This is a genomic window from Stenotrophomonas sp. STEN147 (genome assembly GCF_056757995.1).
On the sequence record NZ_JBRRCG010000025.1, the window covers coordinates 13,470 to 34,245 of the forward strand.

Annotated in this window: 20 protein-coding genes and 1 tRNA gene; 9 read left to right on the forward strand and 12 right to left on the reverse strand. The window is 67.7% G+C overall.

Annotated elements, in window-relative coordinates:
• Positions 1-35 precede the first annotated feature (35 nt).
• Entirely contained in the window at positions 36-1,118 is a 1,083-nt protein-coding gene (locus ACVOKU_RS17550) for an ABC transporter ATP-binding protein (protein ID WP_053517292.1), read from the reverse strand.
• A gap of 354 nt (positions 1,119-1,472) precedes the next feature.
• Between ACVOKU_RS17550 and zwf the strand changes: the two genes are divergently transcribed.
• The 5 genes from zwf (at position 1,473) to eda (ending at position 7,396) form a co-directional block, all read left to right on the forward strand.
• The gene (gene zwf, locus ACVOKU_RS17555) at positions 1,473-2,909 is read left to right on the forward strand and encodes a glucose-6-phosphate dehydrogenase (RefSeq protein WP_197571627.1); all 1,437 of its coding nucleotides are present in this window, start codon (positions 1,473-1,475) and stop codon (positions 2,907-2,909) included.
• Positions 2,906-3,913: a glucokinase gene (gene glk, locus ACVOKU_RS17560; protein WP_481560511.1), complete on the forward strand. Its 1,008-nt coding sequence runs from the start codon at positions 2,906-2,908 to the stop codon at positions 3,911-3,913. The genes zwf and glk overlap by 4 nt, the downstream gene beginning before the upstream one ends.
• Positions 3,910-4,632 (forward strand): 6-phosphogluconolactonase, encoded by a 723-nt coding sequence (gene pgl, locus ACVOKU_RS17565; protein WP_340044812.1) that lies wholly within the window; start codon positions 3,910-3,912, stop codon positions 4,630-4,632. The genes glk and pgl overlap by 4 nt, the downstream gene beginning before the upstream one ends.
• A gap of 58 nt (positions 4,633-4,690) precedes the next feature.
• Positions 4,691-6,607, forward strand: coding sequence for a phosphogluconate dehydratase (gene edd / locus ACVOKU_RS17570; RefSeq protein ID WP_481560512.1), 1,917 nt, complete (start codon positions 4,691-4,693; stop codon positions 6,605-6,607).
• A 129-nt stretch (positions 6,608-6,736) separates the two neighbouring features.
• Entirely contained in the window at positions 6,737-7,396 is a 660-nt protein-coding gene (gene eda / locus ACVOKU_RS17575) for a bifunctional 4-hydroxy-2-oxoglutarate aldolase/2-dehydro-3-deoxy-phosphogluconate aldolase (protein WP_065181278.1), read from the forward strand.
• Positions 7,397-7,503: 107 nt separating this feature from the next.
• Here the strand turns inward: eda and ACVOKU_RS17580 are convergent, their stop codons facing one another.
• The 3 genes from ACVOKU_RS17580 to ispG all read right to left on the reverse strand — a co-directional run bounded on the left by ACVOKU_RS17580 (position 7,504) and on the right by ispG (position 10,348).
• The gene (locus ACVOKU_RS17580) at positions 7,504-8,151 is read right to left on the reverse strand and encodes a response regulator (RefSeq protein ID WP_065174949.1); all 648 of its coding nucleotides are present in this window, start codon (positions 8,149-8,151) and stop codon (positions 7,504-7,506) included.
• A gap of 201 nt (positions 8,152-8,352) precedes the next feature.
• On the reverse strand, positions 8,353-9,102 hold the full coding sequence (locus tag ACVOKU_RS17585; RefSeq protein ID WP_481560513.1) for a phosphatase PAP2 family protein: 750 nt from the start codon (positions 9,100-9,102) through the stop codon (positions 8,353-8,355).
• Positions 9,083-10,348 (reverse strand): flavodoxin-dependent (E)-4-hydroxy-3-methylbut-2-enyl-diphosphate synthase, encoded by a 1,266-nt coding sequence (gene ispG / locus ACVOKU_RS17590; protein WP_053517283.1) that lies wholly within the window; start codon positions 10,346-10,348, stop codon positions 9,083-9,085. The genes ACVOKU_RS17585 and ispG overlap by 20 nt, the downstream gene beginning before the upstream one ends.
• A gap of 114 nt (positions 10,349-10,462) precedes the next feature.
• Between ispG and ACVOKU_RS17595 the strand changes: the two genes are divergently transcribed.
• Both ACVOKU_RS17595 and ACVOKU_RS17600 read left to right on the forward strand, forming a co-directional pair.
• On the forward strand, positions 10,463-11,689 hold the full coding sequence (locus ACVOKU_RS17595) for an ATP-binding protein (RefSeq protein WP_481560514.1): 1,227 nt from the start codon (positions 10,463-10,465) through the stop codon (positions 11,687-11,689).
• Positions 11,686-12,255: a response regulator transcription factor gene (locus tag ACVOKU_RS17600; RefSeq protein WP_053517280.1), complete on the forward strand. Its 570-nt coding sequence runs from the start codon at positions 11,686-11,688 to the stop codon at positions 12,253-12,255. Before ACVOKU_RS17595 ends, ACVOKU_RS17600 begins: the two co-directional genes overlap by 4 nt.
• Positions 12,256-12,288: 33 nt before the next feature.
• On the opposite strand, the gene pgi is transcribed toward ACVOKU_RS17600, so the two are convergent.
• The 6 genes from pgi to pcnB form a co-directional block, all read right to left on the reverse strand.
• Positions 12,289-13,800 (reverse strand): glucose-6-phosphate isomerase, encoded by a 1,512-nt coding sequence (gene pgi, locus ACVOKU_RS17605; protein WP_065174946.1) that lies wholly within the window; start codon positions 13,798-13,800, stop codon positions 12,289-12,291.
• The gene (panD, locus tag ACVOKU_RS17610) at positions 13,797-14,177 is read right to left on the reverse strand and encodes an aspartate 1-decarboxylase (protein ID WP_053517331.1); all 381 of its coding nucleotides are present in this window, start codon (positions 14,175-14,177) and stop codon (positions 13,797-13,799) included. Before panD ends, pgi begins: the two co-directional genes overlap by 4 nt.
• Positions 14,178-14,340: 163 nt before the next feature.
• Complete coding sequence (gene panC / locus ACVOKU_RS17615; protein ID WP_074901264.1) at positions 14,341-15,180, reverse strand: pantoate--beta-alanine ligase; 840 nt, start codon at positions 15,178-15,180, stop codon at positions 14,341-14,343.
• A complete protein-coding gene (gene panB, locus ACVOKU_RS17620) occupies positions 15,177-15,992 on the reverse strand; it encodes a 3-methyl-2-oxobutanoate hydroxymethyltransferase (RefSeq protein WP_053517276.1) in 816 nt (271 codons plus the stop codon). The genes panC and panB overlap by 4 nt, the downstream gene beginning before the upstream one ends.
• Before the next feature lie 34 nt (positions 15,993-16,026).
• Complete coding sequence (folK, locus tag ACVOKU_RS17625; RefSeq protein WP_481560515.1) at positions 16,027-16,512, reverse strand: 2-amino-4-hydroxy-6-hydroxymethyldihydropteridine diphosphokinase; 486 nt, start codon at positions 16,510-16,512, stop codon at positions 16,027-16,029.
• A 3-nt stretch (positions 16,513-16,515) separates the two neighbouring features.
• Positions 16,516-17,895, reverse strand: coding sequence for a polynucleotide adenylyltransferase PcnB (gene pcnB / locus ACVOKU_RS17630; RefSeq protein ID WP_065181273.1), 1,380 nt, complete (start codon positions 17,893-17,895; stop codon positions 16,516-16,518).
• Positions 17,896-17,947: 52 nt separating this feature from the next.
• On the opposite strand from pcnB, the gene ACVOKU_RS17635 reads away from it, so the two are divergent.
• Positions 17,948-18,022 (forward strand) — tRNA-Glu (locus tag ACVOKU_RS17635).
• A 173-nt stretch (positions 18,023-18,195) separates the two neighbouring features.
• Here the strand turns inward: ACVOKU_RS17635 and ACVOKU_RS17640 are convergent.
• Positions 18,196-19,617: a sugar porter family MFS transporter gene (locus ACVOKU_RS17640; RefSeq protein ID WP_481560516.1), complete on the reverse strand. Its 1,422-nt coding sequence runs from the start codon at positions 19,615-19,617 to the stop codon at positions 18,196-18,198.
• Positions 19,618-19,809: 192 nt separating this feature from the next.
• Here ACVOKU_RS17640 and fdxA point away from each other — a divergent pair, with 192 nt between their 5' ends.
• On the forward strand, positions 19,810-20,133 hold the full coding sequence (gene fdxA / locus ACVOKU_RS17645) for a ferredoxin FdxA (RefSeq protein ID WP_049411316.1): 324 nt from the start codon (positions 19,810-19,812) through the stop codon (positions 20,131-20,133).
• Between the two features lie 122 nt (positions 20,134-20,255).
• Here the strand turns inward: fdxA and ACVOKU_RS17650 are convergent, their stop codons facing one another.
• Positions 20,256-20,774 (reverse strand): hypothetical protein, encoded by a 519-nt coding sequence (locus tag ACVOKU_RS17650; protein ID WP_065174942.1) that lies wholly within the window; start codon positions 20,772-20,774, stop codon positions 20,256-20,258.
• Positions 20,775-20,776: the final 2 nt, after the last annotated feature.

Here is a 20,776-nt window from a genome sequence, read left to right on the forward strand (position 1 = left end):
CGATGACGCCGGGCATGGCCCGGCGCCACCGATTCTTACAGGCGCTCGCCGGTTTCCGCGTTGAAGAAGTGCAGGCCCTGCGGATGGATCGCCACGCGGATGTCCTCGCCCACGGCCGGCAGCGCCTGCGGCGCCACCCGCATGGTCAGTGCATGCTGGCCGCTGCTGAGGTTGACGAAGATCTCGTTGCCGACCGGCTCGATGCCCTCGATGCGCGCGGTGAATGCATGCGCGTCATCTCCCGTGGCGGGCTGCAGGTGCTCCGGACGCACGCCGACGTTGATCGGCTTCTGCAGCCACGCGGAGTCGATCGTGGCCTGGCCCAGCGGCGCCCGCCACTCACCCTCGACCACCGTCACACCGCCCGCATCGCCCTGCAACGTCCCGCGCAGCACGTTCATCGCCGGGCTGCCGAGGAAACCGGCCACGAACAGGTTGGCCGGGCGGTCATACAGCGCCATCGGCGTATCGATCTGCTGGATGATGCCGTCCTTGAGCACCACGATGCGCTGGCCCAGCGTCATCGCTTCGACCTGGTCGTGCGTCACATAGATCATGGTCGTGCCCAGCTTGCGGTGCAGCTGCGCGATCTCGGTACGCACACTGTGGCGCAGCTTGGCATCGAGATTGGACAGCGGCTCGTCGAGCAGGAACACCGCAGGTTCGCGCACCAGCGCGCGCCCCAGCGCAACACGCTGGCGCTGGCCACCTGACATCGCCTTGGGCAGCTTGTCCATCATCTCGGTCAAGCCAAGCGTCTGCGCCGCTTCGGCAATCCGCCTGTCGATGGTCGCCTTGTCGTGGCCACGCAGCTTCAGGCCGAACGCCAGGTTCTCGGCCACGGTCATGTGCGGGTAAAGCGCATAACTCTGGAACACCATGGCGATATCGCGATCCTTTGGTGCCACATCGTTGACCACGCGGTCACCGATACTCAGCGTGCCACCGCTGATCTCCTCCAGGCCCGCCACCATCCGCAGCAGGGTCGATTTGCCACAGCCGGAAGGACCGACCAGCACCATCAGTTCGCCATCGGCGACCTCGAACGTGGCGTCCTTCACCGCAACCTGGCCGTTGTCGTAGACCTTGCGCACACCCTGCAACTGCACTTTTGCCATATCACCTGATCCGGTCTGCCCGACGCCGGGCTGTCTTTTGGGACTGCCTCGGCCCTCCCGATGGCAGCAATGATTGCGCGACTGCCGCATGACGGCGAGCACTGCAATCGAATACAGTTGCCCATTCTGCCATGTAAACGTTTTCACGTGGCACTATCCGATGGTCGGTGCGCACCGACCTGCGTCGGCGGACAATGGAACGTTCGCCGGTGCGGTGGTTTCGAATGGAACGGCCTGCCGGTATCCCCTGCAGATCGCGTTCCGCGAACCTCGGACAGGCAGTTGCGCGGATGTCCCCCGAACCCAGCCATGAAGCGATTGACAACGATGTCACCCGGATCTGAAACTCGAGCGATGCACGACACCCTCTTCCTGTTCGGTGCCACAGGTGATCTGGCCCAGCGCTACCTGTTCCCTTCGCTGCTGCGCCTGCTTGGCGATGGTCTGCTGCCGGAGGATTTCCGCATCCGTGCGCTGGCCCTGTCCGGCCATGACACCGAGGCCTTCCATGACATCCTGCGGCCGCGCCTGCAGCAGGCCATGCCGATGGCCTCGCAGGACGACATCGCCGCGCTGCTGCGCCGCATCGACTACCGTTCGGTGGACCTGCGCGATGTCGACTCGGTCGCCGCCGCCGTCTCCGATCTGGTGGACCGCCGGTGCGTGAGTTACCTGGCCATTCCGCCGGGCCTGTACATCTCCACTTGCGAAGGCCTGGCCAAGGGTGGCGCCCTCGCCGCACCGGCCCGGCTGATGCTGGAGAAGCCGATCGGCAGCGACAGCGAAAGTGCCGAGGAGATCATCAGCACCATCGGCCAGTGGATAGATGAAGACCGCGTGTTCCGCCTGGATCACTATCTGGGCAAGGCCGCGGTGCAGAACCTGATCGCCCTGCGCTTCGGCAACACCCTGCTGGAGGCGGTGTGGAACCGCAACTACATCGAGTCGGTGCACATCCTGGTCGCAGAGAGCGAAGGCGTGGACGGCCGCGACGCGTACTACGCGCGCTCCGGCGCCCTGCGTGACATGGTGCAGAGCCATATCCTGCAGCTGCTGTGCCTGGTGGCGATGGAACCGCCGGCTTCGCTCGAAGCCGACCGCATCCGCGACGAGAAGGTCAAGGTGCTGCGCGCCCTGCGCCCCCTCGACGCCCAGCATGCCGCCCGCGACAGCGTGCGCGGCCGCTATACGGCCGGCACCATCAACGGCCAGCCGGCACAGGCCTACCAGCCGCCGGAAGGCAGCGACGTGGAAACCTTCGCCGGCGTCACCGCGCACATCGACAACTGGCGCTGGTCCGGCGTTCCCTTCCATCTGGTCACCGGCAAGCGCCTGCCCGAGCGCACCACCCGCGTGGTGGTGACCCTCAAGCCGGTCACCCATTGGCTGTTCGAGCGCCCGCAGCGCGCGCAGGCCGCACCCAATCGCCTGGTGTTCCAGCTGCAGCCGCAGGAAAACATCGAGCTGGGCCTGATGAGCAGCCTGGCCGGTCCGGAATGGGGCGCGCTGGAACTGCATCCGCTGGAACTGGAGCTGTCGGTGCCGACGGGACTGCACCGCCGCATCGCTTACGAGCGCCTGTTCCTGGACGCCTTCAACGGCAACCATGCGCTGTTCGTGCGCGACGACGAAGTGCGCGCCGCCTGGGCGTGGATCGACAGCGTCGCCGATGCCTGGAAGGCAGCCGGCCTGCCGCTCCAGCCTTACCCTGCAGGCCAGTGGGGTCCGGCCGATGCCACCGGCTTCCTGCCACAGGGCGTGGATGCGCCGGACACCGGAGCTTCGGCATGAGTGGCGGCTCGCAGCCGGTTCTGGTCGCCGACATCGGCGGCACCAATGCCCGCTTCGCACTGGCCGACACTTCGCTGGATGCGCCGCTGCAGAAGGACAGCATCCGCGAGTTCGCGGTCGCCGAGTTCCCGTCGCTGGGCGATGCCGCCCGCCACTACCTTGAGCAGGCCGGGGCCAGCGCGCGCCGCGGCGTGTTTGCCGTGGCCGGCCGCGTCGATGGCGACGAGGCACGCATCACCAACCATCCGTGGGTGATCTCGCGCAGCCGCACCGCAGCGATGCTCGGCTTCGACGAGCTGCACCTGATCAACGACTTCGCCGCACAGGCGATGGCCGTCGCCCTGCTGCAACCGCAGGATGTGGTGCAGATCGGCGGTGCGCACTGGACGCCGGCCGCACCGGGCCAGCCACGCAACTACGGAGTGATCGGCCCCGGCACGGGCCTCGGCGTCGGTGGCCTGGTGGTGCGCCACGGCCGCAGCTACCCGCTGGAAACCGAAGGCGGTCACGTCAGCTTCCCGCCGGGCACGCCGGAAGAAGTGCGGATCCTGGAGATCCTGTCCGAGCAGTTCGGCCGCGTGTCCAACGAGCGTCTCATCTGCGGTCCCGGCCTGGTCAACATCCATCGTGCGGTCTGTGAGATGGCCGGTGTCGACCCGGGCCATCTGCAGCCGGCCGACGTCACCGCCCGTGCCGCGCTCGGCGATCCGCAGGCGATGCGCACCGTGGATGTGTTCTGCGCAGTGTTCGGCGCCATCGCCGGCGACCTGGTGCTGATCCAGGGGGCCTGGGATGGCGTGTTCCTGACCGGCGGCCTAGTGCCCAAAATGCTGGATTCGCTGCAGCACTCCGGCTTCCGCCAGCGCTTCGAGCACAAGGGCCGGTTTTCCTCGATCATGGCGCGGGTGCCTTCGCTGGCGATCATGCACCCCTGCCCCGGCCTGCTGGGCGCTGCCGCCTATGCAGCCGATGCCGAACGTGACGCTCCGGGAGTTGCCGCATGAGCCCTGTCTTCCAGGACGACCGCATCGATTTTGTCAGTCACGGCGATGCCGATGGCTGGATCGAAGCGGTGGCCACCGAAATGGCACAGACCATCAACCGTGACATCAACGAAGTCGGCCGCGCACGCATCCTGCTGTCCGGTGGCACCACGCCGGCGCCGGTGTACCAGGCGCTGGCAGAAATGGAAGTGCACTGGGACCGCGTGGAAGTGAGCCTGGCCGATGAGCGCTGGCTGTCGCCGCAGGATCGCGACAGCAATGCCTGGCTGGTACGCGAGCACCTGCTCAAGCGCGCCGAAGGTGCACATTTCGACCCGCTGGTGCGCATCGGCAAGCCGCTTCCGGAATGCGTGTACACCGCCAATCTGCAGGCACAGCACAGCCAGCCGCCCAGCCTGGTCGCGCTCGGCATGGGCAATGATGGCCACACGGCCTCGTTGTTCCCCGGCTCGAAGGACCTGACCCGCGCGCTGGAAAGCCCCCTGCCCTATGCCGCACTGGATGCGACCGGTTGCCCGGGCGCCAACCAGTGGCCGCTGCGGATCACGCTGACCCCGCACGGCCTGCGCCAGTGCCGCCAGCGCCTGCTGCTGCTGCGCGGCAAGCAGAAGCTGCAGGTGCTGCGGCAGGCGCTGGACAGCAACAATGCCCAGCAGTACCCGATCCTCAACGCAATCCACCTGGAAGGCGCGCGCCTGCGCGTCCACTGGGCAGATTGATGTCGGTGGCGGCATATCGCCGCCGCCCACCTCTCGCCACCTCGAACGCCGGTAGCCAATGAGCCTCCATCCGCAACTGCAAGCCATCACCGACCGCGTCATCCGTCGCAGCGCTGCCTCGCGCGCGGCCTACCTGGCCGCTGTCGACGCCGCCCTGCGCGAAGGCCCCTTCCGCAGCCGCCTGAGCTGCGGCAATCTCGCCCATGGTTTCGCTGCCTGCGGCGGCACTGACAAGAGCCGCCTGCGCGGCGGGGTGACGCCGAACCTGGGCATCATCACCGCCTATAACGACATGTTGTCGGCCCACCAGCCGTTCGAGACCTATCCGGAGCAGATCCGCGGGATCGCCCGTGAACTGGGCGCCACCGCGCAGGTGGCCGGCGGTGTGCCGGCGATGTGCGACGGCGTCACCCAGGGCCGCGGCGGCATGGAACTGTCGCTGTTCTCGCGCGATGTGATCGCGCAGGCCACCGCGATCGGCCTCAGCCATGACATGTTCGATACCACGGTCTACCTTGGCGTATGCGACAAGATCGTGCCCGGGCTGCTGATCGGCGCGCTCGCGTTCGGCCACCTGCCGGCGGTGTTCATTCCGGCCGGCCCGATGACACCGGGCATTCCGAACAAGCAGAAGGCCGAGGTGCGCGAACGCTATGCGGCCGGCGAAGCCACCCGCGAAGAACTGCTGGAGGCCGAGTCGGCCTCCTACCATGGCGCAGGCACCTGCACCTTCTACGGTACCGCCAACTCCAACCAGGTACTGCTGGAAGCGATGGGCGTGCAGCTGCCAGGCGCATCCTTCGTCAACCCGGGCACTGCGCTGCGCGATGCGCTCACCCGCGAGGCCACCGAGCGTGCGCTGGAGATCACCGCGCTGGGCGAGGATTTCCGTCCGCTCGGCCGGATCATCGACGAGCGCGCGATCATCAACGCCGTCATCGCCCTGATGGCCACCGGCGGCTCGACCAACCACACCATCCACTGGATCGCGGTCGCGCGTGCCGCCGGCATCGTGCTGACCTGGGACGACTTCGACGAGCTGTCGCAGCTGATTCCCCTGCTGGCCCGCGTCTATCCGAATGGCGACGCCGACGTGAACCGCTTCGCGGCGGCCGGCGGCCCGGCTTTCGTGTTCGGCGAATTGATCAGGGCTGGGCTGATGCACGGCGACCTGGTCAGTGTGGCGCGCGGCGGCATGGCCGATTACGCCCGCGAACCGCAGCTGCGTGACGGCACCCTGGTCTATCTGCCCGGGCTGGAGCGCAGTGCCGACGAGGAGGTGGTGCGCGGCGTCGACGCTCCGTTCGAGAGCCAGGGGGGCCTGCGCCTGCTGCGCGGCAACCTGGGCCGGTCGTTGATCAAACTGTCGGCGGTGAAGCCGCAATACCGTTCGATCGAAGCACCGGCCGTTGTCGTTGATGCGCCCCAGGTGCTCAACAAGCTGCATGCTGCCGGGCTGCTTCCCCAGGATTTCGTGGCGGTGGTGCGCTACCAGGGGCCGCGCGCGAACGGCATGCCGGAGCTGCATTCGCTGGCGCCGCTGCTGGGCCTTCTGCAGAACCAGGGCCGACGCGTTGCGCTGGTCACCGATGGCCGGTTGTCCGGGGCGTCGGGCAAGATCCCGGCAGCGATCCATGTCACGCCGGAAGCCGCGCGTGGTGGTCCGCTGGCGAAAGTGCGCGAAGGCGACATCATCCGTCTGGACGGCGAGGCAGGCACGCTGGAGGTCCTGGTGGACGCTGCCGAATGGGCAGCACGCACGCATGCCCCGAACACCGCGCCCGCGGCGAATGATCTGGGGCGCAACCTGTTCGCGATCAACCGTCGCGTGGTCGGGCCGGCCGATCAGGGCGCCATTTCGATTTCGTGCGGGCCGGCAGCGGCCGATGGCGGGCCGTGGGATTACGACGCCGAGTACGAACTGGGACACGATGCGGCGGCTGCGGCAGCGCCGCATGAGGCGAAGGACGCCTGAGGGTTGAAGAGCGTTGCGGGTGTGTTGCGGCGGTGAGTGTGCTGGTGGCGGCGTCACACTTTCCGGCGCATCAACGCCGCGAAGTGATCACTGAAAATCAAATTCGGAAGCAAAGGCAGAAGCAGAGCTATGGGTATCGAACAACATCAGCTGAAGGCGGCGGAGCTGTTGCATGCGGCGGGCATCCTGCCGGTGGTGACGATTCATACGCTGGACCAGGCCCGTGCGGTGAGTGCGGCGCTGCTGGAAGGCGGTCTGCCGGCAATCGAGCTGACGTTGCGCACGCCGGTGGCGATGGAGGCGTTGGCCATGCTCAAACGCGAACTGCCGGACGTGGTGGTCGGTGCCGGTACGGTGCTGACCGTTGAGCAGATGCAGCAGTCGATTGATGCCGGCGCGGACTTCCTGGTGACCCCGGGTACGCCGCCCGCGCTGGCCGATGCGCTGGCCGCTGCGCCGCTGCCGGTGGTGCCCGGTGCGGCGACGCCGACCGAGCTGCTGTCGCTGCATGCGCGCGGATTCCGGGTGTGCAAGCTGTTCCCGGCCACGGCGGTCGGCGGCCTGGCGATGATCAAGGGCGTGGCCGGTCCGATTGCCGATCTGAAGCTGTGCCCGACCGGCGGCATCACGGAAAACACCGCCGCCGAATACCTCGAGCAGAAGAACGTCGTCTGCATCGGTGGCTCATGGATGGTGCCCGGCAACTGGATTGCGGACGGCGACTGGGACAAGGTGCGCGCCAGTGCCGCGCAGGCGGCGGCCATCGTCAAGCGCGTGCGCGGCACCTGAGCGCCCGATGGGTGAGCGCGGGGCCGACGCTTGGCCCCGCGACCGCGGGCCGGAACTGGAAGACGGATTCCGGGCGCGCGACGCACCTCAGCCGTTGGCTGAAACCCTCACAGCGGCCGTGCCGGATCCACCAGCCCGTACTGGCTGGCCATGCGCGCCAACGCGATGTTGTCGTGGATACCCATCTTCTCGAACAGGCGCGCCTTGTGCGTGTTGACGGTCTTGGCGCTGAGGCTGAGGCGGCGCGCGATGTCTTCCTGGCGCAATCCCTGGGTCAGCAGCAGCGCCACTTCCAGTTCGCGCGGAGACAGGGTGTCGAACGGCGAACCATTCCCCTCCACCGTCGACAGCGCCAGATTCTGCGCGATGCTGGTGCCCAGGTAGCGGCGCCCGCCTGCCACGTCGCGCACCGCGCGCAGCAGTTCCTGGGCGTCGCAGCCCTTGCCGATGTACCCGGCCGCGCCGGCTTCCAGCAGTCGCTTCGGCAGCGGGCCATCCTCCAGGACGGACACGATCACCACGCGCGTGCTGCGATGGCCGCGCACGATGCGCTCGGTCACTTCCATGCCGCTGACACCCGGCAGGTGCAGGTCGCACAGCACCACGTCCGGCTGCAGCTGGCGGATCTCGCGCAGCGCGTCCTCGCCGGTCTCGGCCTCGCCCACCACCTCGATGTCGGTCTCACCCGACAGGATCATCTTCATCCCGGTGCGGACCAGTGCGTGGTCGTCCACCAGGTAGACTCGAATCGTCATTCACGTACCTCTTCGAATGCGGCCATTGCGGGTCAAGCTAGGCAGGGTGCCGAACCCTCGCAAGCGCGGTCGAAGTGCATACCGGGCAAGAGTGCCGGGTTGATCACAGTCTCACGCATTGTACTTACCCCCTGTCTTGCAGAACCCGCGGCAACGAAACAGCTCATCTATCACGTAGACGCCCGCGAAGAGCCATCCACGTCACTCCCCCTGTGTTGATGCTTCGCTGGCCGTCGATGGCGGCGAATCGCGGCGTCGCCAGGGATGCCGACGACTGAACATGACCAGGTAGCACCCTACCACCCAAACCAGCGCTGCACACCACCCGGCCAGGATATCCGACGGGTAATGGACCCCGAGATAGACCCGGGACACGCTGACCAGCAAGCTGAACGCAGGGGCCAGCACCAGCACCGGCCAGCGCCAGCGGGTATTCCAGGCCAGAAGCACCAGGGTTGCCGCCAGGGTCATCGAGCCCATGGCGTGACCGCTGGGGAAACTGTACGTCGATTCCGGTGCAATGGACTCCCACAGGCTGGGGCGGTCCCGCTGGAAGAACCGCTTGCTGCCCATGTTCAGCAGTGCCGATCCGAGGAAACTGACGGCCACGAAGGTGGCCTCGCGCCAGCGGCGGTAGCCCAGCAATGCCGCGACGATCAGCACGTCGGCGGGAATCAGGAACCACTCGTAACCCAGCCGGGACAGCAGCACGAAGAACCGGTCCAGCCACGGCGAATGCAGGCCGTGCATCTGCCACAGCAGCGGCGCGTCGAAATGGAACGATTCAAACTCATGCACCTCGTCGGCCAGCGCGACGAAGCCGGCCAGCGGCAACAGCACGCCGGCGAACAGCAGGACCAGGCGCCACGCATTGCGCGCCATCCAGTGACGGAAGCCGGAGGCCGGCTCCGGCGCGGCAAGGATCGCGGGCTTATCCTGCGCTTCGGACATAGGTGCGTTCGACGTAGTCGTCGATCAGGGCGACGAATTCCTGGGCGATGTTCTCGCCACGCAGGGTCACCTTCTTCTCGCCATCGACGAACACCGGCGCCGACGGCGCCTCCCCGGTTCCCGGCAGCGAGATGCCGATGTTGGCGTGCCGCGATTCTCCCGGGCCGTTGACCACGCAACCCATCACCGCCAGGGTCATGTTTTCCGCCCCCGGGTGCTGCACTTTCCACAGCGGCATCTTCTCGCGCACGTGGTTCTGCACCACCTTGGCCAGCTCCTGGAAGAACTCGGAGGTGGTGCGGCCGCATCCCGGGCAGGCCGTCACCAGCGGCGTGAACGCGCGCTGGCCGGTGGTCTGCAGCAGCTCCTGGGCGACGATCACTTCCTGCGTCCGCGACTGGCCCGGCTCGGGCGTCAGCGAGATGCGGATGGTGTCGCCGATACCTTCCTGCAGCAGCACGCTCAGCGCCGCTGCCGACGCAACGATGCCCTTGCTGCCGATGCCGGCTTCGGTCAGGCCCAGATGCAGCGCGAACTCCGAACGCTGTGCCAGGTCACGGTAGACCGCGATCAGCTCCTGCACGCCACTGACCTTGGCCGACAGCACGATGCGGTCGCGCGGCAGGCCCAGCTCCACTGCCTGTTCGGCCGAATCCAGCGCTGACCGGATCAGTGCCTCGCGCAGGACACGTCCAGCGTCCCAGGGCTGCTCGCGCTCGTTGTTCTCATCCATCAGCCTGGCCGCCAGCGCCTGGTCCAGCGAGCCCCAGTTGGCGCCGATGCGCACCGGCTTGTTGTAGCGGATGGCGAACTCGATCAACTGCGCGAACTGCAGGTCCTTCTTCTTGCCGAAGCCCACATTGCCCGGATTGATGCGGTACTTGGCCAGTGCTTCGGCACACGCCGGTTCGGCGGTCAGCAACTGATGGCCGTTGTAGTGGAAATCACCGATCAGCGGCACGTCGATGCCCATCATCGCCAGCTTGTCGACGATGCGCGGGATCGCGGCCGCGGCCTCGACGGTGTTGACGGTCAACCGCACCATTTCCGAACCGGCGCGCCAGAGCTCGGCGACCTGCTTCACGCTGGAGGCCACGTCGGAGGTGTCGGTATTCGTCATCGACTGCACCACCACCGGCCTGCCGCCGCCGACGGTGACTCCGCCGATCTGGACGGCGTGGGTCTGGCGACGGGACCAGGCGGTGGGCTCGGAAGGCGGGGTCGGGCGGGTAACGGCGTCGTGCATGCGGGCATTCTAGCGCCCGCCTCCGGTTTCCGGGTGACTCGCATTCAGCCGCCGGCACGGCTGCGGCCGATTGTCGCAGGCACACCCGCCCGCGAACGCATACGATGGGCGCGAATGACCGGTCCCGACGCCCCGTTTCTCCGCACCCTGTGCAGCCTGCGATGGCTGGCCGTGGCCGGCCAGGCCGCCACCATCCTGGTCGCCACCTGGGTGCTGGGCCTGCCGTTGCCGCCGCTGCCGCTGTGGGCCGGCGTCGCCGTGCTCGCGCTGTTCAACGTCTACACCCAGCTGCGGCCGGAAGCGGCCGATACCGCACCACTGACAGCCTTCGGCCACATCCTGGTGGACGTGATCATCCTGACCTGGATGATCAGCTGGAGCGGCGGCATGGCCAATCCGTTCAGCTCCCTGTTCCTGATCCTGATTGCGTTGGCTGCCTTCGCCCTGCCCCTGCGCTGGGCGTTGGCGGTGGCCCTGGCCTGCCTGCTCGGCTACGCCGCCAGCGGACTGTTCGGCCAGCCGCTGCCGGACGGTTACTTCCGTGCGCAGGACCTGAACCGCTGGGGCGTAGTCGCCAATTTCCTGATCTCCGCCGCCGTCGTGCTGACGTTCTCCACGCGCCTGGCCCTGGCCCTGCGGCAACGGGAACTGGAGCTCTCGGCACTGCGTGAACGCTTCGCCCGCAACGAGGGCATTGTCGCCCTGGCCACCCACGCCGCCTCGGTGGCACATGAACTGAACACGCCCCTGGCGACCATGACCCTGCTGGCCGACGACGTTGCCGAGCGCAGCGAGGAGCCGGAAGTACGTGAGGACATGGAAACCCTGCGCGAACTGCTCGTGCAGTGCCGCGAACGGGTGCTGGCACTGGCCGCGCCGGCATCGGCCGACATGCCCGGACGCAGCCGCTCCAGCGCCCAGCAGGTGCTGGAACAATGGCGGCTGGTGCGGCCCACGATCGACCTGCACCGCAACGACGATGCGCCGCTGCGGCTGCCGCTGGACCCCGGCGTGGGCCACCTGCTGATGGTCCTGCTCAACAACGCGGCCGATGCCGGAGAACAGGCCGGGCGCCCGCGCGTGGACCTGAGCCTGCGCATCGACGGCGACGACCTGATCGGCGAAGTCCGCGACTACGGCCACGGCTTCGATGCCCGCGCCGCCGTGCTGCCGGGCACGCTGTTCGGCAGCAGCAAGAGCGAGGGCATGGGCGTCGGCCTGGCCCTGTCCCATGCCACCATCGAACGCCTCGACGGCGAGATGTGGATGCGCCCGGCCCAGGGGGCCGGCAGTCGCGTCGGCTTCCGCCTGCCGCTGGCCCCACGCGAGGACACCCCATGAGCCTGCACCACTCCACCCAGGGCCTGCTGGTCGACGACGACGAGCTGTACCTGCGCACCCTGCAGCGCAGCCTGGCGCGCAAGGGACTGGAAACGCAGACCGCGCAGGACGCGGCCACTGCGCTGATGCTGGCCCGCCAGCATCCACCGGCCTTCGCGCTGATCGACCTCAAGCTCGGCAGTGATTCCGGCCTGGCCCTGATCCAGCCCCTGCGTGCCCTGCGTGCGGACATGCGGATCCTGCTGGTCACCGGTTATGCCAGCATCGCCACAGCCGTGGAAGCCATCAAGCTGGGCGCAGACGATTATCTGCCCAAGCCGGCAACGGTACCGATGATCCTGCGCGCGCTGGGCGAAGAGGACGACGGCCCGGCCGACGATGGCGAGATGGAAGTCCCCGACGCGATGACGCCGATCAGTCGCCTGCAGTGGGAACACATCCAGCAGGCGATGCACGAGACGGGCGGCAACGTGTCCGCTGCCGCCCGACTGCTCGGCATGCACCGACGGTCGCTGCAGCGCAAACTGGCCAAGCGGCCAAGCCCGGAACGCGATCCGAGCCGTTGAGCCGGGGTCGCGTCCGCCGGGCATGGCCCGGCGCTACCGGATTTGCGCCAGGATCTCGCGGGTCATCGGGTCGGCGATCGCCACGCCCTCGCCCTGCAATGCCGGCAGCAACTGGTTGGCCAGCTGCTTGCCCAGCTCGACCCCGAACTGGTCGAAGGCGTTGATGTTCCAGATCACCGACTGCACGTACACCGCGTGCTCGTACATGGCGATCAGCGCACCCAGCGCCTGCGGCGTCAGTGCATCGAGCAGGATCAGCGTACTAGGACGACCGCCCGGGTAGTCGCGGTGCGGATCGTCGCTGCCCTGACCGTTGGCCAGCGCTTCGGTCTGCGCCAGCAGGTTGGCCAGCAGCGCCTGATGATTGACGGTATAGGGATCGTCGTTGTGCACACAGCCGATGAAGTCGGCCGGGACGATGCTGGTGCCCTGGTGCAGCGCCTGGAAGAAGCTGTGCTGCACATCGGTGCCCGCACCGCCCCACCACACCGGCACGGTATCGGTGGTCACCGGCTGGCCATCACGCTGCACGCGCTTGCCCAGGCTTTCCATCACCAGCTGCTGCAGATAGGCCGGCAGCAACGCCAGGCGCTGGTCGTAGGTCATCACCGCATGGGTGGCGCAGCCCAGCAGGTTGCGGTTCCAGATGTCGGTCAGGCCATGCAGCACCGGCAGATTGCGCTCCAGCGGTGCATCCAGTGCGTGCGCGTCCATCTGCGCCGCACCCTCCAGCAGCTGTTCGAAACGCTCGAAGCCGATCGCCAGCGCAATCGGGAAGCCGACCGCCGACCACAGCGAGTAACGTCCACCGACCCAGTCCCACATCGGCAGCACGCGCTCTGCGGCGATGGCGAAGGCCTTCGCTGCGCGCTCGGGATTGGCGCTGACGGCATACAGGCGTTCACTGCCACCCAGCCAGTCGTGCAGGATCTGGCCGTTGAGCAGGGTTTCCTGGGTGCCGAAAGTCTTGGAGATCAGGATGCCGGCGGTGCGCGCCGGGTCAAGCGTGGCCAGCGTGCGCTGCATGGCCGCGCCGTCCACGTTCGATACGAAATGCACGCGCAGGCGCGCGCCGCTGACTGGGCGCAGCGCATCGGCGACCAGCCGCGGGCCAAGATCGGATCCCCCGATGCCGACGCTCACCACGTCGGTCACGCCGCTGTCTTCCAGCGCACGCACGAGGACTCCCATGCGCTGACGGATCTCGCGTGCAGTGGCATGGGCATCGGCGGCCACCGGCGCGTCGACCACGTCACCACGCAGCGCCGTGTGCAGCGCCGCGCGGCCTTCGGTCAGGTTGACCTGCTCGCCGCGCATCAGGCGGTTGATGGCGCCCCCGACATCGCGTTCGGCTGCCAGCGCCAGCAGCGCCTGCAGCGCCGCGGCGTCGTACTTCTGCCGGGCAAAGTTCACGTACAACGGACCGACCCGCAGCGCCAACTCCTGCACACGGCCAGGTTCGGCGGCGAGCAGGCTGGGGATGCTTGCGCCCTTCAGGCGCTGGGCGTGGGAATGCAGCGAGTCGAATCCGTTGTTCGTTGTCATGCGGCCTGGGTCGGGATCGTGTCGTTGGTGTGGGTGATCTGGTTGCTGCCATCCACGTACACCAGCTTCGGCTTGAAGCTGTCCGCTTCCTGCTCGGTCATGCTGGCGAAGGCGGCGATGATGATGATGTCGCCGACCTGCACGTGGCGCGCGGCGCCACCATTGAGCGAGACGATGCCGCTGCCGGCTTCGGCGCGGATCGCATAGGTCGAGAAGCGCGCACCGTTGGTCACGTCCCAGATGTGGACCTGCTCGAACTCGCGGATGCCGGTGGCAGCCAGCAGGTTGTCATCGATGGCGATCGAGCCTTCGTAGTTCAGCTCGGAGTGGGTGACGGTGGCGCGGTGGATCTTGGTCTTGAGCAGGGACAGGTGCATGGCACGGTACAACGCAGAGGAAAGCGTGGATTCTAGCACCCGCGCAACGCGGGGCATCACGACCGGCAAACCGTTCAGGTAGCGCCGGGCCGTGCCCGGCGAGCGCAGCGGCAGCGGCCCCTCATCCGCCGGGCATGGCCCGGCGCCACCATCACAGCGGAACTCAGAACTCCAGGTTGTCGATCAGCCGGGTCGTGCCCAGCCGCGCGGCGATCAGCGCCACCCGGCCGCCGCCCTCGAATGCCGGCTCGGCCAGCTCGGGCGTGCGCAGCACGGCGTAGTCGACCTGGAAACCAGCCGCCTGCAGCGCGGCGGTAGCATCGGCCTCGATGCGCTCGCGCGGCTGGCCAGCCACATAGCCTTCGCGCATGGCCAGCAGCGTCCGATGAAGGGTCGTCGCGACGGGGCGCTGTTCCGGGCTCAGATACTGGTTGCGCGAACTCTTGGCCAGCCCATCGTCATCACGGACGATCTCCGCGCCGACGATCTGGACCGGGAACGACAGCTCGGCCACCATCTGGCGGATCACCGCCAGTTGCTGGTAGTCCTTGCGGCCGAACACAGCCACGTCCGGCTGCACCTGCAGGAACAGGCGGGCGACCACCGTGCAGACGCCGTCGAAATGGCCCGGACGGCTGGCACCTTCCAGCACCTCGCTGATGCCGGGCGCGTGCATGCGCGTGGTCTTGTCCACGCCCAGCGGATACATCGCCTCGACGCTCGGCAGCCACACCGCATCGCAGCCGACCTGCTCCAGCCCCGCGACATCGGCCTCGGGCGTGCGCGGGTACCGGCTGAAGTCCTCGTTGGGCCCGAACTGGGTGGGATTGACGAAGATGCTGGCCACCACCCTGTCGGCGTACTGGCGGGCCAGGCTCACCAGCGCGTGATGGCCACCGTGCAGGTTGCCCATGGTCGGCACCAGCGCGACGCGCAGGCCTTCGCGCTTCCACTGGGCGATCTGCCCGCGCAGCGCGCCGAGCTCATTGAAGGTCTGGATCATTGGGCGTAAGCGTGCTGTTCGTCGGGGAAGCTGCCGTCACGCACGGCGTCGGCGTAGGCGCGGGTGGCTCCGGCCACCGAGCCCCCTTCGGCAAGGAAATCCTTGACGAATTTCGGTCGGCGGTGGCCGCTGTCCAGGCCCAGGAAGTCATGCAGGACCAGCACCTGGCCATCGCACTGCGGACCGGCACCGATGCCGATGGTGGGCACCGGCACTGCAGCGGTGACCTCGGCCGCGACCGGGGTCGGCACGCATTCCAGCACGATGATGCTGGCGCCCGCGTCGGCCACGGCCCTGGCGTCCTCCACCAGCTGCCGGGCCGCATCGCCACGGCCCTGGATCTTGAACCCGCCCAGGCGCAGCACCGACTGCGGGGTCAGGCCCAGATGCGAGCAGACCGGAATCTCGCGTTCGACCAGGTAACGGACGATATCGACCTTGAAGCCGGCCCCCTCGATCTTGACCATCTCCGCGCCTGCCTGCAGCAGCTGCAGCGACGCATCGAGGGCGCGTTCCGGGGTTGCATCGGCACCGAACGGCAGATCAGCCACCAGCAGCGCGCGCTGCAGCACGCGGGCCACGGCGCGGGTGTGATAGACCATGTCGGCCACGGTCACCGGCAAGGTGGAGTCGTGGCCCTGCACGACCATGCCCAGCGAATCACCGATCAGGATCAGGTCGACGCCGTTGGCGTCGAAGGTGCGGGCGAAGCCAGCGTCGTAGGCGGTCAACATGACCAGCTTCTGGCCATTCCGCTTGGCCTCGGCCAAGGCGGGAACGGTCCAGGGCTTGCTGTCTGCGTGGGTGCTCATGTGCTGATAACCGGGGGAGATAACCCGGGCATTATCACCCTATCGGCGCAATCCCGCAGGCATCCACCCGCATCACTGCATCCCGCACGCGACCATGGCCGGGAATGGCCAGATCCGGCGCGATTTCGGCCAGCGGCACCAACACGAAGGCACGCTCGTGCAGGTAGGGATGCGGCACCTGCAGACCCGGTTCATCCAGTACCTGCGCGCCATACAGCAGCAGGTCCAGATCCAGTGCCCGCGGTCCCCAGTGCACGGCTGGATCGCGCACGCGACCGAAATGCCGCTCCAGCTCCAGCATCGCCCGCAGCAATGCGGCGGCCGGCAGGCGCGTTTCCACCGACGCCACCGCGTTGACGAACGGCGGCTGATCCTCGTTGCCCCAGGCCGGCGTGGCATACAGGCGCGACGCCTGGCAGCGCCGCGTGTCAGGAAGCGCGTCCAGTGCGGCAATCGCCGCACGGACGGTCGCGGCCGCGTCGCCAAGATTGGCGCCCAGACCGATCCAGGCCAGCGTCATGGCTTACTCGCCAGCGCTGCCAGCCGTGGCACCGGAGCGCCGACGGCGGCGCCGGCGCTTGCGCGGTGCGCCCTCTTCCTCGTCGCCCGGTTCGGCATGCATCGCATCCAGCGCCGATTCCAGCTCGCGGCCCGGTTGCACCTGCGCCTCACGCCAGAACGCCACATCTGCCTCGTGTTCGGCCGACGCGACCTGGCGCAGCGTCAGGAAATCGAACGCTGCACGGAAGCGCGGGTGGGTGAGCGTGCGGAACACGCGCTTGCGCTGGCGCGAGCCGAAACGCGACTGCAACAGCCAGATCTCCTGCATCGGCAGCGAGAAACGGCGCGGCAGCGCGATGGTGCTCAGCTGCTGCACCGTCACGCGGTCGGCAGCACGACGCTGCGCCTCTTCCGGCGCCACGCCCTGCTTGAGCAGGGTGGCCTGCGCCCGGCAGAACGCCGGCCACAGCAGCAGCGCGAACAGGAACGCGGGCGAGACAGGCTCATCGTTGGCCACGCGCGCATCGGTATTGGCCAGGCCCTCGACCAGCATGCGGCGCAGTGCACCGGTGCGGTTCGCCTTCAGCGCCCTGCCACTTTCAGGGAACAGGACGTCGAGCAGGCCGTAGCGCTCCAGGCCTTCGAAACTGGCAACACCGTGGCCGGACAGGAACAGCTTCAGCACTTCCTCAAACAGACGCGCGGGCGCGGCTTCGTTCAGCAGGCCTGCCAGGTGCGGGATCGGCGCGGCGGTGCCCTCTTCGATCTGGAAGCCGAGCTTGGCCGCCAGGCGCACCGCGCGCAGCATGCGCACCGGGTCCTCGCGATAGCGCTGTTCGGGGTCGCCGATCAGCTTCATCAGGCGCGCCTGGACGTCTTCGAAACCGCCGACGTAGTCGCGCACCGAGAAATCCTCGATCGCGTAGTACAGGGCATTGCAGGTGAAGTCGCGGCGCACCGCGTCGTCTTCGATGCTGCCGTACACGTTGTCGCGCACGAGCATGCCGTTTTCCATTTCGCGGTCGCCGCTGCCGTCATCGACGTTGGCGCGGAAGGTGGCGACTTCGATGATCTCGCGGCCGAACACCACATGGGCCAGGCGGAATCGGCGGCCGATCAGGCGGCAATTGCGGAACAGCTGTTTGACCTGTTCGGGCGTGGCATCGGTGGCCACGTCGAAATCCTTGGGTTGGCCATTGACCAGCAGGTCACGCACCGCGCCGCCGACAAGGTAGGCGCCGAAGCCGGCATCGCGCAGGCGATAAAGCACGCGCAGGGCGTTCGGGCTGATGTCCTTGCGGGAAATGGTGTGCTGGTCGCGCGGGATGACGCGCAGGCTGAACGGTGATGGAGCAGGAGAAATGATGTTGGCGCTTCCGGTTGAAGTTTCGGGATTGCCCAATGGCATCGAGGTGCATATACTAGCGCTCCTGCCTCGGCAGCGACACATATACGCTCCCTTCGTCTAGTGGTTAGGACGTGGCCCTCTCAAGGCTAAAACAGGGGTTCGAGTCCCCTAGGGAGCGCCAGTCGCCACAGCAGGAACCGAAAAAGCCCGCCTCGTGCGGGCTTTTCTGTTTCCCGGGGTTTGCCTGTTGCGTCGAGCGGGTCGCCTCGGGGGCGAGCCGCCCCTGCCTGTCCTGGAGCGGCTGGCCTGCCGCCGCCACGGAACAGGAAGGCGCTGGAAACCAGGGCGGCGCCATCAGCCTTCCATCTGCTCCAGCTCCTTGCCCTTGGTCTCGCGGACGTAGCGGACGACGAAGAAGATCGAGAGGATCGCCGCAACCGTGTAGATGCCATAGGCACCGGCCAGGCCGATACCCGCCAGCAGCAGCGGGAAGGTCACGGTGATGGCGAAGTTCGACGTCCACTGCGCCGCACCGGCCACCGCGAGCGCAGGGCCGCGGATCTGGTTCGGGAACATCTCGCCCAGCATGACCCACATCACCGGGCCCCAGGACATGTTGAAGAACACCACATAGACGTTGGCCGCCACCAGCGCCAGCCGGCCCATGCCGTCGGACAGGTGCAGGCGCCCTTCGACCAGGCTGCCGCTGGCGAATGCCACCACCATCAGCGCCAGGGCAACCGACATGCCGACCGAACCGACCCACAACAGCGGCTTGCGCCCGATCCGATCGATCAGCATCACCGTCAACAGGCAGGCGCCGATGCTCAGCGCACCGGAAAGAACGTTGATCAGCAGCGCATCGCTTTCCGAGAAGCCGACGGCCTGCCACAGGACCGCGCCGTAGTAGAACACCACGTTGATGCCGACCAGCTGCTGGAACATCGCCAGGCCGATGCCCACCCAGATGATCGGGCGAAGCCTGCCGGTGGCCTTGTCCAGCAGGTCGCCGAAGCGCGGCTTGTGCTGGTCCTGGTCCAGGCTGGCCTCGATCTCCGCCTGTTTGGCGGCCGCCGCGGCGTCGCCGTACAGCCGCGACAGAACCGCCCTGGCCTGCGCCTGGCGCCCCTTCACCACCAGGAAGCGCGGGCTTTCCGGAATCACCAGCAACAGCAACAGGAACAGCGCCGACGGCAGCGCCTGCATCCAGAACATCCAGCGCCAGGCCTCCTGCCCGAACCACAGGGGCTCGGTGGAGGTGCCTGCCGCACGGGCCAGCAGGTAGTTGCTGAGGAAAGCGGCGAACAGGCCGCAGATGATCGCCATCTGCTGCACCGTCGCCAGGCGGCCCCGGTAGCGTGCGGAAGCGACCTCGGCGATGTAGGCCGGCGACATCACGCTGGCCGCACCGACGGCGAAGCCGCCCAGCACGCGAGCGGTGACGAACAGCCAGGAGGCGTGCGCGGCGCCCGCGCCCAGCGCCGACAGCAGGAACAGCACCGCCGCCACGATCAGAACGCCGCGTCGGCCCAGGCGGTCGCCCAGCCAGCCGGCGAGAAACGCGCCGATCGCGCAGCCCAGCAGCATCGAGGCAACCTCGAAGCCCAGGGCCGCCTCGCTGGAGTTGAAGGCCTGCCGCAGGCCATCAACCGTGCCGTTGATCACGCCACTGTCGAATCCGAACAGGAAGCCTCCCAAGGTGGCCACGCAGCTGATCAGGACGATGAACGCGGTGTTCTCTCCACCATCGGCGGCGGCGGGCTGAGCTGGGGACATTGGCATTCCAGGAGGGAGGACAGTCCGGCTGCCACGGCAGCCAGCAGCGCGCAGCCTCGCACAGGCGCCGCCCCATCGCCAATGGGCCGTGCCCTCGAGCCCGGCAGATCCCCCTTTTCAGGCCCGCGCCGACACCGGGGGGCAACCTGTTCTAGAATTGGCGGGTTCAGGAATCGATCCACCCCCAAGCCCATGCCCTTTGTCGTCACCGAAAACTGCATCAAGTGCAAGCACACCGATTGCGTGGAAGTGTGCCCCGTGGATTGCTTCCACGAAGGCCCGAACTTCCTGGTGATCGACCCGGATGAGTGCATCGACTGCACCCTCTGCGAGCCGGAGTGCCCAGTCAACGCGATCTTCCCCGAGGACGATGTCCCCGCCGGACAGGAGGGCTTCGTCGCCCTCAACGCCGAACTGGCCAAGGCCTGGCCGGTACTGACCGTGCGCAAGGACCCGCCGGCGGACGCCGGTGAGTGGGATGGCAAACCGGACAAACTGAAGCTGCTCGAGCGCTGAGGCGCCAGCACCCGCCGCCATGAAAAAGGGCGCCCTGGGCGCCCTTTTCCTGTTCCGGCAATGCCAGGCCCTGCCCGGCCGAACCCGGGCGCGTGGCCCGGTCCGCAGCTGCCGGCGGTTCCTTACTTCGCCAGCGCGGCCTTCAGTGCGGCAATCAGCTTCACCGGGGCCTCGGCGGTCGCCGGCAGGCCACGCGGATCGACCGCAGAGACATAAGCGCCGGCATCGACGGCCACCACGCGCACCAGGAAGTTGCTGCCTTCATAGGCCACGTCGTAGGAGCCCAGCAGCTGGGCACGGCTGGCGATGGTCACGCCCTGCACGCCTTCCAGCGCGGTGCCGACCTTGGCGAACGCCTCGTCCTTGCTGCCCGGAATGGTGAAACCGGTATTGCCCACGGCCGGGGCAGCCGGAGCGGCCACAGCAGCCGGGGCGGTGGTCGAGGCCAACCTCGGCACCTGGTTCTCGCCCGACGCGGACGGCAGGTTCAGGTCCGGCGGCACTTCCAGCGGACGCATTTCCGGGGCCAGGGCGTAGTCGCCCTTGGCACCGCGCTTGAAGCAGCCGGTGGTGGTCACGACCGTGGTGAGGGCGATGAGCGCGAAGGACAGCACGCGGACGGCGGAAACGGATTGACGCATGT